We start from the raw sequence: 16,820 nt of genomic DNA on the forward strand, positions 1-16,820 counted from the left end.
CTCCCACAACTTGCTTCTCCGGCAAATGTCGGCGTCAGACGTGTACGCTTCGCCGATATTGTAGCGCCTTTCGGGTGGCCGAGCTTCACTTTGGCTTCTCTATCGAGGGAAGCATGGAAGGGACAATAGAAAAACACAAGAAAGACGTCGAAGGCTGATTTTTGCACTTGCGCTTGTCGCGCGAATTGCCTAAACGGCTCTCACAGCGACTGGCCAGACACTTGGCGAAACAGTCGGGCGATTAGCTCAGTTGGTAGAGCGCTTCGTTTACACCGAAGATGTCGGGAGTTCGAGTCTCTCATCGCCCACCACTTACCCCCTTGAAATTGCTTGCAAATTTTGACTGAATAGATTGCGCGGTTGTTTGCGTTTTTCGCCTAGCAACAGCCTAGCAACTGTGTTGCTGTTGCTAGGGCAAACCTATTGCGCGACGGCGCGAGCTTTATTCCTCAAAACCCCCTAAAGTTCCTGCGGCATCATTCAATGAAATTTGGAATGATATCGGATATGCGCTCGAATATTGACACATGACGTCCTGGAAAATCCCGGTTCGCTCTAGTTGCCACGAAACAATGGATGAAGCGTCTTGGAGAACCGACCCTACGTTCGGGTCAGCATTTCGGGGAGCAACCTAAGCAGGTTTTCGAGCGCTGAAGGACCCGAGACCTGTCGAATGACGAGCAGCACAATGAAGAGTTCGTGATTTTCACGCGAAGCGAAGCAGAGGTGCGGAGAGGGGCGGGAATGTTTAGACAGTTTTGTTTTTCACAGACCACATGTCGACGTCGATCTGGACATTCGTCAACAGTTCGGCTGCGAATCTCGCACATGGCGGCGCATTTCGTCGGTCGGCACACCGGAATGGGCGTCGGCTCATAAGTGACCCTCATCATAGATCTCTACAACGCAATAAGAGATCTGACCGTCCTGGCCCCAGCGAGGCGTTGCTACCCTCTTCTAGATCAAGGAGCGACAGACTATTCGTCACCGTCGCATATTGAGCTGGATGTTGGGAAAATTGGCTTACGACATGGGAAACAGCCCTGTTAGCTAAGTCCTGAGCCTAGACACCAGCCTCATGCCAGACAGAATGTCCATCGCCAAGCGCCACATGTTCAAGATGCGGCGCCACATAATCTAGCGACTTCACCGGGCTTGGAAGCTCGCCCTCATTGGCGACAAACAATCGACGCTCACGATCTGGATCAGCTACAGGAACCGCTGACATCAGCCGGCGCGTATAGTCATGGGCAGGATGTTCAAACACCTGCGAACGTGTCCCGGTTTCCACAAAGCGTCCTGCATACATCACCGCTACACGGTGGCTGATCTGCTCGACCACCGCCATGTCGTGGCTGATGAAGAGATACGACACGCCTGTCTCGTTCTGGATGTCCTGCAAAAGATCCAGAACCTGAGCCTGAATCGAAACGTCCAAAGCCGCAACGCTTTCGTCCGCTACAATCAGCTTCGGCGACAATGACAAAGCACGCGCAATGCAAATGCGTTGGCGCTGGCCGCCGGAGAATTCGTGCGGATAGCGCTTCATCTGATCCGCAGACATGCCGACCCGGCGGAAGAGGTATTCAACACGGTCTTTCAGTTCACTGCCCGATGCCAGGCCATGGATCGTCAGCGGTTCGCCCACAAGGTCGCCAACCCGCATGCGCGGATCGAGCGACGCATAGGGATCCTGAAAGATCATCTGAATGTCACGAAGCACCGGTCGCATGGCTGTGCGGCTCAGACCCTTCGTGCTCTTGCCATCGATGCGGATATCGCCGCTCCACGGAACCAGATTGAGCAGAGCTTTGCCCGTCGTGGACTTGCCGCAGCCGGATTCGCCTACCAGTGACAGTGTCTCACCGCGATTGACAGTAAAGAATACGCCCTCCACAGCATGAACGCGCCGAACGGGGCGCTGCAAGATACCGCCCTTTATGTCGAAACGAACAACCAGATTCTCGACTTCGAGAATAGGGCTGGATGGAGCAGGCGCTGACTCGGCCTTTGGTTCCGCTGGCGCGCGCTTCGGCTTATCGGTGCCAGTCATTTCGCCCAACCGCGGTACGGCTGCGAGCAATCGTTGCGTATATTCGTCACGAGGATGATGGAAGACATCGCGAACCGGGCCTTGCTCGACTTGCCTGCCCTTGTTCATCACGAGCACGTGGTCTGCCATTTCGGCGACAACGCCCATATCATGGGTGATAAGAATGACCGAGATGCCGTTCTCTGCCTGCAGTTTGCGAATGAGCGCAAGTATCTGCGACTGGACTGTCACGTCGAGCGCGGTCGTCGGCTCGTCGGCGATGAGGATTTCTGGCTTCTGGGCAAGCGCCATGGCGATCATGACACGCTGGCGCATGCCGCCGGAGAGTTCGTATGGGTATTGCAGCAGACGGCGGCTGGAATCGGAGATCTGAACCTGATCGAGCAAGTCCTTGCAGCGCTGTTTCAGCGCCGCACCGGACAGGCCGTCATTCGGGCTAGCTTCATTGGCAACGGCTTCCGCCAGTTGTCGCCCCACGGTCAGAACCGGGTTCAGCGAGGTCATGGGTTCCTGAAAGATCATCCCGATATGACGCCCGCGCACACTGCGCATCTGGTTTTCGTTGAGCTTGAGAATGTCGCGACCGTTCATCACGGCGGTGCCGCCGGTCACGCGTGCCAAGGACTTTGGCAAAAGCTGCATCAGCGAGAGCACGGTCATGGATTTGCCGGAACCGCTTTCGCCGGCGATGCATAAGGTCTCCCCGGATTGCAGATCAAAGGAAAGTCGCTCGACGACAGTGCGTGCACCATCGGGTGTCGCAACCTGCGTCACCAGATCTCTTACCTGCAGAAGCGGAGAAGACGTGTTCATGTTTGTGCTCGCTGAGTGATGGAAGAGGGCGACGGGAGCCGCCCCCTTATGCCTTATTCGAAAACGGAACGCGGGAAGTAGAACGATACGACCCAGTTCGGCTGATCGACGATTTCGCTGATGCGCAGATCACCGCAGGCCGAGCAGAGCATATAGGCATCCACCGGGTTGAGGTTCTGCGTCTGGCAAAGAAGGTCGATCATGTTGGAGAGGGCGGCTTTCGCGCCTTCCCACAGATCGGACCCGATACCGGTGGTGACTTCGTAACCCTTGGTATCGAGGTGCCGCGTCACTGGCCCAGACGTGGTGAACCGGGGCATCTTCAGTGGCGTATCTTTGATGAGATCCAGCGTCAGAGCCACATTCATCGCGCTTTCGATGGCGGTGCCGCAGACTTCGCCGTCGCCCTGTGCCGCATGGGTATCACCAATGGAGAACAGAGCGCCTTCGACTTCGATTGGCAGATAAAGCGTGGTTCCTGCTGCAAGATCGCGAATGTCGAGATTGCCGCCGACACGACGCGGCGGCACAACCGAATGCAGGCCCTTTTCCGCCGGTGCGACGCCGATGGTTCCGGCGAACGGCTTCAGCGGTACGCGGGCATGCTCTCCGAAAAGTGCTGGTTCCAGCGTTGTGGGATTATAGTTCCACAAGGCCAGCGCCGGTTCCTTGAAGTCGTCGGCGAGAAGACCGAAGCCCGGAATATTTGCCGTCCAGCCGAAACCTGAAGGCTCGAACTGGTGGATGGTGATTTTCAGCACATCGCCCGGCTTGGCACCATCGACGAAAATGGGGCCAGTAACCGGATTGACCTTGGAAAAGTCCATCGTCGACACATCGGCGACAGTGCTGCCGCGATGATAATGGCCTGCGCCGCTGTCCAGACATTCGAATTTCAGGGTCGAGGCGGGCGCAACCGTTTCAGCCGGCTGGAACGAGTTGTCCCAGCCGAAATGATGATGCCGACCATGAATAGTGTAATGGCAATTATTGCACATCTTTTGCATAAACCTCGTCGTAATTGACCGGGATGTGGACAGGATCGACGAAGATCGCGTCGGGACCGCCCAGACGTTCGGAGCGAACCGAGAAGCGCTCCTCGTTGAAGATCGGCGCCCATGGCGCGTCGTCCATGATCTTCAGATAGATATCGCGCCACATGGCTTCGCGTTCTTCCTTGCGGGCCGGGTCGACAATGGCGTCAGCTTCCTGCGCCTTCTTGTCCAGCTCTGCATTGCAGTACCACGACCAGTTCCAGCCGCCCTGTACCGCGCCGCTGCAACCCAGGATCGGGCCATAGAAGTTGGACGGATCCGGGAAGTCGGCAATCCAGCCCATGCCGCCGGACCAGACCATCGGCGCGCCGTCTGGCTCGCCGCCTGCTGCGATGACATTGGCCTGCGCCAGCGACTTGATGGAAGCCTTGATGCCAATGGCGGCCAGATCCTGCTGGATGGCCTGTGCGATGCGCGGCTGCGGATCGGTATTGGCGACGAACAGCTCGGTTTCGAAACCATCGGCCACACCGGCTTCGGCAAGCAGCGCCTTTGCCTTTTCAGGATCGTAAGGATAGCCCTTATAGTCCTTGGCATAGCCCGGCATTGACGGCGGCAGCGGCTGATTGGCCGGAACGGCGCGACCGTTGATGATGCGGACGATACGGTCCTTGTTGATGGCCATGTTGACGGCCTGACGCACCTTCACATTGTCGAAAGGCTTGATCTTGACGTTCATGGTGACGTAGCCGGTGTGCAGCTGGCCGCCCTGAATGATCAGGTCCTTGAACTTCGGATCCTTGGTAACTTCGATGAACTTCGCAGGCGGAATGCCGTCACCCGGAATGTCGACTTCGCCGTTCTGCAAACGCAGGAGGGCAACAACCGGTTCCTGACCGACCTCAAAGGTGATCTGGTCGAGCTTCGGCAGCGACGGATTGTAGTAATCTTTGAAACGCTCGAAAACGATGCGCTGGCCGAGCGTCCATTCGGTCATCTTGAAAGCGCCGGAACCGACCGGATGCTTGCCGAAATCCGCGCCGTATTTTTCGACTTCTTCCTTGGGCACGATATGGGCGAAATTCAGCGCCAGCACATGCAGGAAGGTCGCGTCCGGACGGCTCAGTTCGAACTTGATGGTGTAGGGATCAACCACGGTGATGCCGGAAAGTGCCTCGGCCTTGCCGGCGGATGCATCCTCAAAGCCGACGATGGAGCCGAAGAAGCCAGCGCCGGGGCTCTGGGTCTTTGGATTGACGACGCGTTCGATGGAATATTTGACGTCGTCGGCGTTCAGTTCGCGACCGTTGTGGAACTTCACGCCCTTGCGCAGTTTGAAGGTGAAGGTCTTGCCGTCGTCGGAGATCGTGTAATCTTCCGCAATTTCATTGCGCAGATTAGTGGTGCCCGGCTCGTAGTCCATCAGACCGTCAAACAGCGACTTGATCATCGACCAGTTCTGCCAGTCGTAGCCGATGGCAGGATCGAGTGTCGAGACGTCATCCTTATAGGTGACGATCATCGAGCCACCCTGCTTGATGTCGGCGGCCTGCGCGCCGAACGAGATGGCGAGGCCGAGCGCCAGCGCCGATATGCCGGATAGAAAAGTCTTTTTCATTGGTGTCCCTTTCTCTGGAGTCTTTTGGTTTCACCGCAGCTTGATGCGCGGATCGATCAGTGGAGTGATGAGGTCGGCGATGAGATTGCCGAGAACGATGGCGAAAGCGGAGACAATTGTGACGCCCATGATGATGGGAATGTCGACGCGCTGGATGGCCTGCCAGGCAAGCTGACCGATGCCGGGCCAGCCGAACACGCTTTCAACGACGACGATGCCCGACATGAACAGGCCGATGTCGATGCCGATCATGGCGATGATTGGCAGGATGGCGTTGGGCATGGCGTGACGCAGCAGGATTTTCCAGCGTGCCAGCCCCTTGGCGCGGGCGGTACGAATATAATCCTGACGAAGAACGTCGAGCAGCGAGGAACGCATCATGCGCGAATACCAGCCTGCGCCCAGAAGACCCAGCGTCAGGGAAGGCAGAACGAGATGCATGAACGTCCCGTAACCGCCAATCGGGAACCAGCCGAGCTTAACCGCAAACACGTAGAGCATCAGAATGCCGATGACGAATTGCGGGGCCGAAACGCCGACAAATGAAAAGATCATCAAGGCATTGTCGGTGCGGCTGCCGCGCCGGGTGGCCGCGATGACGCCCATGGTGAGACCGATGGCGAGTTCCGAGAAGATAGCTCCGGCCATCAGCAGCAGGCTTGCGGGCAGGCGTGACCAGATCAGCGACGCCACTTCGGTTTTCTGAAGATAGGAGCGTCCGAGATCGCCCTGAACGAGCCCCTTCAGATAGCGCAGATATTGCTCATAGAATGGCAGGTTGAGGCCAAGCTGTTCGCGAATATTCTCGACCGTCTGTGCTGTCGCGCTGCGCCCGGCAATCTGGCGCGCCGGATCGGCGGGCACTAGATAAAGCAGGATGAAGGTCACGAAGCTGATGCCGATCAGGATCATCACAGTCTGGATGAGGCGGCGGGCGATATAGGCGAGCATCAGTGGTGTCCCTGCTGGGTTGGGTCGAGCACATCGCGCAAGGCATCACCGACGAGGTTGAAGGCCAGCGCCAGCAACAGGATTGCCGCGCCCGGAATGAAGACGAGCCAGGGTGCGCTCGTGAAATAGGTCTGGTTTTCGAAGATGATATTGCCCCAGGAGGCCGTCGGCGGTTGCACGCCAATGCCGAGGAAGGACAGCGTCGCCTCCAGAAGAACAGTGGTGGCGATGCCAAGCGTGGCCCAGACGATCATCGTGGAAAAGAGATGCGGCAGGATATGCTTGAGGATGATGCGAGGCGCACCCGCACCCATCGCGCGCTGGGCCTCGATGAAATCGCGTTCCGAGAGAGACCGGGTTTCCGTATAGAGCACGCGCGCAATCTGAACCCAGTTGACCATGGCGATCACCATCGCGACGATCCAGAGGCTCGGCTTGAAGATTGCGGCGAGCACAATGGCCAGCAGCAAAGCGGGGAAGGCCATCATCAGATCGGTGAACCGCATCAGCACGGTTTCCACCCAGCCACGGAAATATCCGGCGCAAATGCCGACAGTCGAACCGATGAGCACCGCAATGCCGTTGGCCACCACGCCGATGATCAGCGAGGTCTGTGCACCATAGATCAGGCGGGAGAACAGATCGCGCCCGACGAGATCGGTGCCGAACCAGAATTTCAGGTTGGGCGCGAGCGGCGCGCCTTCCAGCGTCAGGCCGTCGAAGAACTGTTCGTTCGGATCGAAGGGAACAATCCACGGCGCGAAGAGCGCGGCTGCGACAGTGACGACGATGACGACAAGGCCGAATGCGGCCAACGGTCGGCGGATGATGCGGCCAAGAACGCCGCGTTCGGCTTTTTTCTGGCCGACTGGAAGAGTGTCAAGCGCGCTCACGATCGTTCCCTGTCTGCTTTTCGTTCAGAAAGCGCCGGGCAAAGGCCTCGACACTGATTCGCTCCGCCATCGCGGCAAGGCGCAGTTTCTGATAGGCCTGTCTGGCGGAAATATTGTCTGCGAACATTACGATCGCGGTTGCCTGTGCAATGGCTTCTCGCCCCGCAAGGCTTTCGCGCAGTTCGCCGATTTCGGTTGCCAGCGCATGGCGGCGCTGGAAATTGTGCATGGCGATGACCAGAGCGCTATAAACGCCCGCATTGCCGATTGGCTTCAAAAGCTGCGCATCCGCGCCCTGATTGAGCGCCCAGCCGATCCGGCCCGGCGCTTCCGAGCCGATCAGGGCGACAGTGGGCACAGGAGCCTGCTGCGGCGGCCATGGAAACTGTTCGTCATATCCCATGTCGACATCGAAGAAGACGACATTGAACCGGGAGATGTCGGCGTGTTCAGGCAGGTCTGGCCAGCATTCCACGGCATTCACGCCGATGCGGCGTAACTGCTGCACAATCGCATCGACATTGGTGTGGCGGCGATGGACGATCAGCGCGGTCCAGTTTTCGAATGCGCCCCAACTGGCAACGGTGAAGGCCGGGTCTGTCATGGTCATTTGACGAGCCTCAGAAAGCCGGGCTGCTGGCCCGGATTGGCGGATGTTTGAAGATGCGTTCGCGCCATGAACGGGTCCGGCTCAATGGCAACCTCGGCCTCATGCACGATTTCAAAGCTGCAATCTCGTCTGGCCCGTCCGATATGGGCGGGGAGGGCGATATGGTTTGTCCGCGGTTCGACCAGCACATCGCCAAGCGGTGTGCTTGTGGCGTGCGTCTGGACTGCGGAAAGCACTTTTTCGACATCGTCGGTGCCTGCCCGTTCGATACCGGCGGCGATCATCAGAACACTGGAATAGGCTTGGGCGAATATGGCCGAAAGGCTGCCGTCGAAGCCATTATTTCTGACGGCTTCCAGAAAGGCGCGATTGGTTTCGCCCGGCAGCGTACGGAAATAGCAGCTTACGCTGTAATTGCCCTCGGCGGCATCGCCGACATGCTCCAGCTCGCTTTCATAGAGATTGCAGCTCAGAACAGGCCTGACATCGGTGCGGAAATCGCTGTTTCGGCGGCCCAGTTCCGCATAGGAGCGCAGGAACGTATAGGACGATTCACCGATCAGATTGTTGAGGATGAAGTCGGGCTTCTTGCTTTCGATTTCCCGGATGAGATGATCGATATCCGTGTCGCCGATGGCAATGGCGCGCTCACCGAGAACTTCGCCGCCAGCCGCATTCAGCATTTCGCGGGCGAGGCGATTGGTTTCCCAACCCCAGATATAGTTCGAACCGAGCAATATGGCGCGATTACCGAAGCGGGGAACGATGAAGTCGATCAGCGGCACAAGATGCTGATTGGCGCAGGCCGCCGCATAAACGACACGGTCGCTGGCCTCAAAGCCCTCATAGACGCAGGGATACCAGAGCAGCGTATCGCGCTTTTCGACAACGGGAATGACTTCCTTGCGGCTCCAGGATGTGGTGCAGCCGATGATGTGTTTAACGCCCTGTCGTGAAATCAGTTCTTCGCTCAGCGGCGCATAACGGTCAGGGTTACCACTTGGGTCGGCGATGCGCGGCACGAGATTGAAAGGAAGGTCCCGATCATTGACGGCCTTGATCGCAGCCATAGCTCCACAATAGCCCTCATAGCCCAGTTTTTGATAGGGACCGGAGTGCGAAAACAGGACGCCGACAGGAATGTCTTTTTTGTTGCTTTGAGACATGCGAAAAGCCAAACACAAAAACCCCTCCGGAATTTTCAGATTCCGAGAAGGGCCCAAATGCCAAATACGAATTTAGCCCAGAAATTACTGAATTCCGGGCATTTCCGTCAAGCTATTTCTTTTTGCTGTTATTTTAAGCAATATTATTAATCTTAAGGCAAAAACTCAATCCTCGCCACCAGCGCGGAGTACGTCCTTTTCGATCTGGACAAAAGCTCCCCGCGATTTAGAGAGACACATCACTTTATTTCGTACAGTTCCGACCAAAACCGGTTACGCTAGGAGATGACGACTTCATTGAGTGATTGTGTCTTGTGGTCATGAGGCTGCGATCTTTTGCTCCGACGCTCGCGGACGCGGCTTAAGCCGTATTCTTTTATGTATCGCGGATTAATTTGTCCGGCTGCAATGTTTCCATGACTGCGATACACTACTGTACCGTGAACAAGCCACGCGGTCTTTGTCGGCTCTGAAAACAATAGGTTGTTGAGGGAACGCTGGGCATCCAACGAAAATCCGCGGCACTTGCCTCCCGTTCTACGGCGGAGCCGCAGGCGTTTGAATGGAGTGTCCAGCTTGGAATATGTTCTCCAATTTATGCTCTAAAGCGTGTCGCATTTATTCGGCCTCATACCCAGCAGCCTTAAAGAAGTTCTGGCATTCATTGATGGAGAAGAGACTGATGATATCGCCAAGTGCTTTTGAGATGGCGTCGAAGCTGCGTGCTGCTCGCTTTCTCAGAAGTGCCTTGAGTTTTGAGAAAGCCATTTCGATTGGGTTCAGGTCCGGCGAATAGGGCGGCAGGAAGAGAAACCAAGCGCCCTTTGCCTTGACCAGTTGCTCAGCCTTCTGGCTTTTGTGGAAGCCGACATTGTCGAGGATGACTATATCACCGGCTGACAGTGTCGGCACAAGCTGTGTCTCGATCCAGGTTTCGAAGATGCGGCTGTTCATCGGTGCATCGACGATCCATGGCGCGGTCAGGCCATGGCAGCGCAGTCCGGCAATGAAGGTTTGTGTCTTCCATTTTCCGAATGGCGCATAGGCGGCAAAGCGCCTGCCTTTGGCAGACCATCCGGTGCGTTTTGTCAGGCGCGTATTCGTGGAAGTCTCATCGATAAAGATGAGACGCGACAAGGCCTTGTTGAAGAACCGCTTTCGGCGATTGATCCAAAGATCACGCGCCTTGGCGATCTCTGGTCTACGCTGCTCGCTTGCCTTGAGGCTTTTTTTTATTGCTCAGCCCAAGTCGGTGTAGAAATCGCCCGACCGTGGCGCGGTGGACTTCAATACCGCGCTCCGCGAGCGCAACGCACAGTTCGTCCAAAGTCGTTTCGCCACGGGCGGACATCTGCTCGCGGACCCAATCACCATGAGCCAAAAGCTTCACACTTCCAGGCGGGTGGCCCTGCCTGGCGGCGGCCAGACAGCCGGATGACCGATGCAGGATCATCATGTTGTTGACGAACCGAGGCGAAACACGGAAATGCCGAGCGGCTTCCCGGTGACTATTGCCCTCATTCACAAACGCAACGACACGCTCACGCAACTCAATCGGATGCGGCTTGCCCATGGTGCATCTCCTTCCATGAGACAAGTGAATCACAGATCAAGCCAAACGGGAATCCCGAATCCGGTTAACAGCGACATGCTTTAGTTTGGTGAGTTTTCACATATGGAAAAAGGGGAATTTTGCCATGGTTCGAAAGTGCATGGGTTCGACATGTTCCCCACCTTCTTCGAGGCAGTGTGTGGACGCCATTCCGATGCATGTCTGATAACAAGCTAAACATGCATCAATGCAGGCTTTCATTTCGCTATTGTTCATCGTTCCTCCTCCCTACTGTTCCTTCCTAAGGAACGCATCGAAACTATAACTGTTCCAAACGAAGATTTCTTGGTGCTGACCGCCCGGTGCGCGCTTGACTGGGGGACAAGGTTTGATCCTGATACTTGCAACGAATTAAAGAGCAATTGACTCTTGATCAACAGTGCGAAGGCACGCACGTCCAGACCAAACAGCCGCAGCACGGAAGCCGCAGTTTACCGCAAACTCTACGAGACATCCCGCAGGCAACGCTTACGTGCGCGACAACTGACCGCGGCATCCGTTGTGTGCCTATCGCTTGCAGCAAGAGGACGTCACGTCGTCACGTCAGCTACGGTATGTACCACGTGCGTAGATGGTCGACATGGATAAGACTTACAATAGACAAGAAAGTGTGTTCGAGGCGCTTTTGGAGGCGCTGATCGAAGTAATCGGGCATGTTGATAGGGCTGAACGCTTCAGGATTATTGTACTGGGTTGATGATCCCAGTGGCGCGCGAAAGCGTAGAGCCGCTGGCGGCGGTAACATCGCCGGGGCTGGTTTCTGCCAAGCATCAATCTCTGCTGCGTTTCCTAGATCAAGAGCCCTGGTCTGATGACGCCTTGATGTGGAGGGTCCTCAATTGTCATCGCCGACGCTCAATGAGGTCGGCATAGCAAATTAATTGTGGTGATTATCAAAAGCGTTAGAATGGCTATCAGCCCATTCGCTTCTGTCTGGAAATCCCAGAACTGAATTTGAAGAATGTCTATGGATTGCTTGAGCGCACCTTTCACCAAAAACAAAGGTGCTGCTTGCTGCGCAGTATGACTAAACCGCCTGACTATTCGTCGGCACGCACCTGTGCGTGCGAAATTAGTCCGAAGATGAACGTTCCTCCAACGACGTTCCCGAACAAAGTTGGGAGCCCGAACTTAAAGATGCTGTCAAACGGGGTGACTTCTCCAATCATAAGTAAAAACAGCACCTCAATTGAACCCACTACGATGTGCGTTAAATCGCCGATAGCTATGAGGTAGGTGATGAGAAATATTAATGCTATGTGCCCCTGCTTTGTACTGTGAAGCATCCAGACCAACGTGGCAATAAGCCAGCCTGACATTATTCCCTTACTGAATAGTTCATTGCTGCTGTTGGCTATAAGGTGCTTACCCATGTCAACAAACGTCTTGGTCACTTCGTCCGAGAAAATCGGCATACTAACCATAACGAAGGCTGCAATTGCACCGCCAATCAAGTTCCCGAAGAGAACAATGGTCCACAACCTGATCATTTTCACGAAATGAGACAGCGTCGGCTCTGTCATAAATGGCAAGACAGGAGTGATCGTATTCTCCGTGAATAGCTGCTGATTGGCGATGATGACGATGATGAACCCGACCGTGTATCCTGCGGAGCTCACAAGGAAGAAAAGATCGCTGTCTGGAAGGTAAGTCTCCAAAATTCCCCGAGCGATCATGGATGTGCTCATAGAAATTCCGCCTGCAATGGCTGACCAGAAAAGCGCCATTGCATCTCGGTTGATTTCCTTCTCACCATCACGTCGGATTAGCTCGTGGATGGCGGCTGACTTCGATGGAAGTCTTTCCTTCAGCCCGTCTGCCGTCGGCTCCGTCTCTTCCGAACTGGACATCCTGATCCCCTGACTATTTTTGCTTTCGGCAAATAGTGCGCTTCAGATGTTTGTCGAGAGGACGGAACCCGAATGGTGGCGGTTCGTTTAGTCTGTCTTGGACAGGAGAAATGAATGCGTAAGTCGATATTGTTCTTAATTTTAGCCATTGCTGTAATCTTGGGATTTATCTTCGCAACACCTTATTATTATGGGGTGTCTCCTCAGAACAGCGGCGAACAAGGCTCTTCTGAGGTTCAATAGGCCCTTCTTTCGTAAGATGCGGAGTGAAGATGTAAGGCAGTTCCATGATTTAAACTCGGAGTAGGAAAATGAAAAACTTACTCATTCTTGCACTACTACTGATTGCCCCGAATATAGCAGTTGCACAGGAATCAGGTATGCCGACACAGTCAGGCACGCAAGAACCAGAGGTGCCAGGCAATACGCCATCGTCTCCTAATCAGCCGCCGTCTGACCCAGAAGAAGTGGCTCGGTTTGTCTGAACAGTTTCGGGCGTTTCGCTAAGTGGATTTCCGCCCCGATTATGCCGCCGCCATCATTGGTGTCAGTGCATTGAAGTAAGCCTGATCCGGCGTCTGCCGGTCAGGCGATGAATGTGGGCATCGGCTATTGTAAAAGTTCAGATACCGGCCGATGTCAGCGCGAGCCTCGCACACGGTCTTGTAAGCATGCAGATATCCGCGCTCAAGTCAGACTTGATGGTGCTTCTCCCACCACCGAAGCTGAACTAGCCGTCATATCCGAAAGCATCGAAATCAAAGTACTTATCGTTGATTTCCTTATATTTTCCGTTGATCCGGATTTCCTTGATCGCTTCGTTGAACTTTGAAACCAGTTCCGGGCGTCCTTTTTTGATAGCAGCTCCAACACCGGCGCCATGATATTGTGCCACCGGCGGATAGGTGCCGATCATCTTGCAGCATGCGCCCTCGGGTGTTTTTAGCCACTCTGCCAGCGACACGCTGTCATCATTAATGGCATCAAGACGACCATTCACGAGGTCTAGCTTGAATTCCTGAGAGGTCGGATAGGCTTTTACTGTGCTGTCTGTAAAGTAAGCCTCTGCATAGTTCGCATGGGTCGTTGAGCCTTGCACACCGACAGTCTTGCCAGCAAGGTCGTCCTTGGTGACGCCCTTGATGTCAGAATCCTTCAATGCCACCATTCCCGGAGGAGGGTTGAAGTACTTATTGGAAAAATCAACCTGCTTCTTGCGTTCCTCGGTTATCGACATGGAAGCGATAAACGCATCAAACTTTCCGGATTGGATAGCAGGGATAGCACCATCCCAATCCTGAGCGACAATTTCACATTGCGCCTTCATCTGATCGCAGAGCGCCTTGGCGATTTCAACCTCGAAACCGGCAAGCGTTCCACCTGCCAATTGATAATTCATCGGTGGATTGGCACCTTCGGTGCCAATGATGAGCTTCAATGGCTCTTCGCCATGGGCAATGCCTGCTCCTAACGAGAGCGCCATCGCGATTATTGATGGTGTGAGCGCTGCTGTTTTCAAATATTTCATGGTTTCCTCCCATTTTGTTTGAAATTGAAATAGGTCTTCGAAAGAATACTATTTGTTGTTTTTTAAATTGCCCGGTTGAAAGTATTCGATAGAATATTGTGCATACAGGGCTGCGCCCCTGAAAAGAACATCTTCATCGATATTGAATTTCGGATGGTGGTGGGGATAGACAGCGTCGATCTCTTCGTTTCGTACGCCGATGAATGCAAAGACACCGGGATAGACTTTAAGGAAATCGGCAAAGTTTTCTGAGGCCATTACCGTGTTGAAACTCGTGCAGTCTTTTTCCAGACCGAGAGACTGAATGGCGCGACGGGCAATGTTGCTGCATGCTGGATCATTAGTGACTGCTGAAACACCGCCGCTGAATCTGATTTCTGCTCGGGTGCGATAGGCATCGGCCGTACTTGTTACTGTCCGCTTCAGCGCTTCTTCGAGATAGTTCATTGTCTCAGAGCGCGTCGCCCGCATCGTGCCAGAGACGCTGACCCTATCCGGAATGACGTTATCTGCATTGCCGCCGCTGATACTTCCAAAAGTCAGCGCGACGGGCTCCGTAGGATCGAATTCACGGCTGACGAGCGCAGCGCAATTCATAATGATCGCTGCAGTTGCGATGATGGGGTCGATACCTCTGTTGGGGTAAGCGCCGTGCGTGCCCACACCATGGATCGTGAGATCGATTGATTGTCCGGCAGCCATTCGAGGGCCTGATTCAATGGAGATTTTGCCGGTCTCCAGCTCCGACCAGAGATGAATGCCCAATACGCTTTCAACGGGGTGCCTTGCGAGTTCTTTCAGAATGTCTTCTGTTCCCTCGCCAACTTCTTCGGCTTGTTGAAAGCATAGCTTGACTGTTCCATGGAGCTGGTCGCGAGATTTCACGAGAATACGCGCCGCGCCCAGCAGCATGGCGACATGTCCATCATGGCCGCAGGCATGCATGACGCGAGCCGTGCCGGACCTGTACTCCAGGTGAGGATTGTCTTCTTCGATTGGCAAAGCATCCATGTCGGCGCGCAAGACGATAACCCGTTCGCTTTGCGATCCGGCAATTGTTGCCACAATCCCAAATTCGCCGACTAAAATATAAGGGACGCCTATTGCATCAAGTTCTTCCCTGATACGTGCAGAAGTGCGTCGCTCATTCAGGGAAAGCTCAGGGTATTTATGAAATTCCCTGCGCAATTCGCGCATATAGTTTTGCTCACTTCGAGCCAGTTCCAACGTTTTCAGTTCCGCCCCCGCATTACTTGTCGTCCCGTCACCTTTCGATGATCCTGCCTACGAACAGCCAGTACAGGTCCAGAACCTCCGTGAGGGATCAGGTGCAATCAGTCGAACATCCGATTGCGACTTGCCCACTTTCTTTTCCGTCCTGCGTCTTGCTCTGTTCCCGCTTGACCGTCGAGGCTGTCATATCTCCCGCCGCACTTCATCCGGTAAAATGCCGTCTTGGCAGGCACCATGCCTAAATCTGCCGTCATATTGTCGGCGGCGGCTATCCATGAATGAGCCGAAGGTTTTGTGTGGGTCAGGTCTGTTGATACTGGCTAATATTGATCGATTGACAAAACTGCTGGCGCCACAGCAATCTGGTGTGGGGAATCGCTCGGGGGACACGTGACTATGCTCAATAACGGGTCTGTATCAGTCGGGCGGCTGCATTCATCATGACGTTCGATCCAGTATTTCACCTGCGCCCAAAGAATACTGGTGCTGCACCTCTTTGTGTCGTGGAGCGAAATTCCTGTTTCCAGGGCGCTGTACATATTTCCGGATTTGTCATCGCGGCAAACAGCAAAGTGCTTGGTTTGAATCTCAAACTGCCGGACGGGCGTGAACTGGTAATCTCACAGCACAGCCTGCCAAGCCCGGACCTGAGCCGTGTCTATGGGCGCTCGGCGGCCGCATGTCGTTTCAATGAGCGCATCTTTACCGGCCTCGAAACAGCTCAAATGCTGGATGCAACGATAGAAGTTTGCTTGGCTGATGGGTCCAGATTGGAACAGCCGCTTTCCGCAGCGGATCCGCATGACCCTGTTCTGGTGCTGGTCAACCGTTTCTTCGATGAGATTCATCAGTGCTCAAACGGGCATATGCTCGAAATTGGCTCTCGCAATCGAACTGGCGCCATGTGGCGTGAACGTCTGCCTGCCGCCTGGCAATATACCGGTTTTGATATTCTGGAAGGCGAGAATGTCGACGTCGTCGGCGATGCTCACGAAGCGAGCAGTTTTCTGCCCAGAAATCAATTCGACGCCGTCATGTCATTTGCGGTGTTTGAACACCTGCTGATGCCGTGGAAAGCAGTCATCGAAATGAACCGGGTGATGAAGCCGGGAGCGATTGGCATCATACTCGCACCACAGACCTGGCCGCTGCATGAGGAGCCTTGCGATTACTTCCGCTTCTCGCGCCATTCATGGAAAGCGCTGCTCAATCGCGCAACGGGCTTTGAAATAATCAAAGCCGTTGATGGTTGTGACGCCTATATCGTGGCGAAAGTCCACAATCTGGCGACAAGCTTCGGCGAGTTCTATACCGGGGCCTTGATGTCAGCGGTCTTTTTCAGGAAGACAGGCGAAACGAACCTTGACTGGCCTGTTTCACTTTCCTCTCTCGGCGATGATCTTTACCCGATGTGATGCGATTTTCAGACAAAGATGCGTGTTAAAAAAAGTGTTAGAGCGCCGATCTGATCCAGTCAGATCGGCGCTCTAATGCAATG

Annotated in this window: 14 protein-coding genes, 1 tRNA gene and 2 pseudogenes; 4 read left to right on the top strand and 13 right to left on the bottom strand. The window is 54.7% G+C overall.

Translation table 11 applies throughout. The features are described 5' to 3' along the window. Positions 1-235: 235 nt before the first annotated feature. Positions 236-311, top strand: a tRNA-Val gene (locus ABDF71_RS06415). 752 nt (positions 312-1,063) lie between these two features. Here the strand turns inward: ABDF71_RS06415 and ABDF71_RS06420 are convergent. From ABDF71_RS06420 to ABDF71_RS06460, 9 genes are all read right to left on the bottom strand, one after another. Further along, positions 1,064-2,866, bottom strand: coding sequence for an ABC transporter ATP-binding protein (locus ABDF71_RS06420; RefSeq protein ID WP_151662667.1), 1,803 nt, complete (start codon positions 2,864-2,866; stop codon positions 1,064-1,066). Between the two features lie 53 nt (positions 2,867-2,919). Beyond that, on the bottom strand, positions 2,920-3,864 hold the full coding sequence (locus tag ABDF71_RS06425) for an acetamidase/formamidase family protein (RefSeq protein ID WP_500061658.1): 945 nt from the start codon (positions 3,862-3,864) through the stop codon (positions 2,920-2,922). Beyond that, positions 3,854-5,479 (bottom strand): ABC transporter substrate-binding protein, encoded by a 1,626-nt coding sequence (locus ABDF71_RS06430; protein ID WP_500061380.1) that lies wholly within the window; start codon positions 5,477-5,479, stop codon positions 3,854-3,856. Before ABDF71_RS06430 ends, ABDF71_RS06425 begins: the two co-directional genes overlap by 11 nt. A gap of 30 nt (positions 5,480-5,509) precedes the next feature. Continuing rightward, on the bottom strand, positions 5,510-6,430 hold the full coding sequence (locus tag ABDF71_RS06435) for an ABC transporter permease (protein ID WP_040129398.1): 921 nt from the start codon (positions 6,428-6,430) through the stop codon (positions 5,510-5,512). Further along, positions 6,430-7,260: an ABC transporter permease gene (locus ABDF71_RS06440; RefSeq protein WP_040130156.1), complete on the bottom strand. Its 831-nt coding sequence runs from the start codon at positions 7,258-7,260 to the stop codon at positions 6,430-6,432. The genes ABDF71_RS06435 and ABDF71_RS06440 overlap by 1 nt, the downstream gene beginning before the upstream one ends. Before the next feature lie 49 nt (positions 7,261-7,309). Next, complete coding sequence (locus ABDF71_RS06445; RefSeq protein ID WP_051917519.1) at positions 7,310-7,927, bottom strand: ANTAR domain-containing response regulator; 618 nt, start codon at positions 7,925-7,927, stop codon at positions 7,310-7,312. Positions 7,928-7,929: 2 nt separating this feature from the next. After that, on the bottom strand, positions 7,930-9,099 hold the full coding sequence (locus ABDF71_RS06450) for a transporter substrate-binding domain-containing protein (RefSeq protein ID WP_500061382.1): 1,170 nt from the start codon (positions 9,097-9,099) through the stop codon (positions 7,930-7,932). A 618-nt stretch (positions 9,100-9,717) separates the two neighbouring features. Continuing rightward, positions 9,718-10,236, bottom strand: a complete 519-nt coding sequence (locus tag ABDF71_RS06455) for an IS630 family transposase (RefSeq protein ID WP_040128162.1) — start codon at positions 10,234-10,236, stop codon at positions 9,718-9,720. Between the two features lie 64 nt (positions 10,237-10,300). After that, positions 10,301-10,672 (bottom strand): winged helix-turn-helix domain-containing protein, encoded by a 372-nt coding sequence (locus tag ABDF71_RS06460; RefSeq protein ID WP_011982874.1) that lies wholly within the window; start codon positions 10,670-10,672, stop codon positions 10,301-10,303. Between the two features lie 723 nt (positions 10,673-11,395). Here ABDF71_RS06460 and ABDF71_RS06465 point away from each other — a divergent pair. Continuing rightward, positions 11,396-11,584, top strand: a pseudogene (locus ABDF71_RS06465) (transposase); the annotation flags it as partial. 167 nt (positions 11,585-11,751) lie between these two features. Here the strand turns inward: ABDF71_RS06465 and ABDF71_RS06470 are convergent. Then, the gene (locus ABDF71_RS06470) at positions 11,752-12,561 is read right to left on the bottom strand and encodes a formate/nitrite transporter family protein (protein WP_500061385.1); all 810 of its coding nucleotides are present in this window, start codon (positions 12,559-12,561) and stop codon (positions 11,752-11,754) included. 114 nt (positions 12,562-12,675) lie between these two features. On the opposite strand from ABDF71_RS06470, the gene ABDF71_RS06475 reads away from it, so the two are divergent. Further along, positions 12,676-12,804, top strand: a complete 129-nt coding sequence (locus tag ABDF71_RS06475) for a hypothetical protein (RefSeq protein WP_500061387.1) — start codon at positions 12,676-12,678, stop codon at positions 12,802-12,804. Between the two features lie 281 nt (positions 12,805-13,085). On the opposite strand, the pseudogene ABDF71_RS06480 reads toward ABDF71_RS06475, so the two are convergent. The 3 genes and pseudogenes from ABDF71_RS06480 to ABDF71_RS06490 form a co-directional block, all read right to left on the bottom strand. After that, positions 13,086-13,250, bottom strand: a pseudogene (locus ABDF71_RS06480) (IS3 family transposase); the annotation flags it as partial. Between the two features lie 41 nt (positions 13,251-13,291). Continuing rightward, positions 13,292-14,089, bottom strand: a complete 798-nt coding sequence (locus ABDF71_RS06485) for a transporter substrate-binding domain-containing protein (protein WP_040129394.1) — start codon at positions 14,087-14,089, stop codon at positions 13,292-13,294. A 48-nt stretch (positions 14,090-14,137) separates the two neighbouring features. Further along, the gene (locus ABDF71_RS06490) at positions 14,138-15,286 is read right to left on the bottom strand and encodes a M20 metallopeptidase family protein (protein WP_051917480.1); all 1,149 of its coding nucleotides are present in this window, start codon (positions 15,284-15,286) and stop codon (positions 14,138-14,140) included. A gap of 476 nt (positions 15,287-15,762) precedes the next feature. Between ABDF71_RS06490 and ABDF71_RS06495 the strand changes: the two genes are divergently transcribed. After that, complete coding sequence (locus ABDF71_RS06495; protein ID WP_040129391.1) at positions 15,763-16,737, top strand: methyltransferase domain-containing protein; 975 nt, start codon at positions 15,763-15,765, stop codon at positions 16,735-16,737. The last annotated feature ends 83 nt before the right edge of the window (positions 16,738-16,820 follow it).

It is taken from the genome of Ochrobactrum sp. WV_118_8, assembly GCF_039631535.1.
Lineage (GTDB): Bacteria > Pseudomonadota > Alphaproteobacteria > Rhizobiales > Rhizobiaceae > Brucella > Brucella anthropi.

What these genes read in the sequence shown, in the direction of transcription:
- ABDF71_RS06425 (WP_500061658.1), bottom strand. Translation starts at nt 3,864, where the DNA reads ATGTGCAATAATTGCCATTACACTATTCATGGTCGGCATCATCATTTC.
- ABDF71_RS06495 (WP_040129391.1), top strand. Translation starts at nt 15,763, where the DNA reads ATGACGTTCGATCCAGTATTTCACCTGCGCCCAAAGAATACTGGTGCT.
- ABDF71_RS06475 (WP_500061387.1), top strand. Translation starts at nt 12,676, where the DNA reads ATGCGTAAGTCGATATTGTTCTTAATTTTAGCCATTGCTGTAATCTTG.
- ABDF71_RS06485 (WP_040129394.1), bottom strand. Translation starts at nt 14,089, where the DNA reads ATGAAATATTTGAAAACAGCAGCGCTCACACCATCAATAATCGCGATG.
- ABDF71_RS06420 (WP_151662667.1), bottom strand. Translation starts at nt 2,866, where the DNA reads ATGAACACGTCTTCTCCGCTTCTGCAGGTAAGAGATCTGGTGACGCAG.
- ABDF71_RS06470 (WP_500061385.1), bottom strand. Translation starts at nt 12,561, where the DNA reads ATGTCCAGTTCGGAAGAGACGGAGCCGACGGCAGACGGGCTGAAGGAA.
- ABDF71_RS06445 (WP_051917519.1), bottom strand. Translation starts at nt 7,927, where the DNA reads ATGACAGACCCGGCCTTCACCGTTGCCAGTTGGGGCGCATTCGAAAAC.
- ABDF71_RS06435 (WP_040129398.1), bottom strand. Translation starts at nt 6,430, where the DNA reads ATGCTCGCCTATATCGCCCGCCGCCTCATCCAGACTGTGATGATCCTG.
- ABDF71_RS06460 (WP_011982874.1), bottom strand. Translation starts at nt 10,672, where the DNA reads ATGGGCAAGCCGCATCCGATTGAGTTGCGTGAGCGTGTCGTTGCGTTT.
- ABDF71_RS06450 (WP_500061382.1), bottom strand. Translation starts at nt 9,099, where the DNA reads ATGTCTCAAAGCAACAAAAAAGACATTCCTGTCGGCGTCCTGTTTTCG.
- ABDF71_RS06430 (WP_500061380.1), bottom strand. Translation starts at nt 5,479, where the DNA reads ATGAAAAAGACTTTTCTATCCGGCATATCGGCGCTGGCGCTCGGCCTC.
- ABDF71_RS06490 (WP_051917480.1), bottom strand. Translation starts at nt 15,286, where the DNA reads ATGCGCGAATTGCGCAGGGAATTTCATAAATACCCTGAGCTTTCCCTG.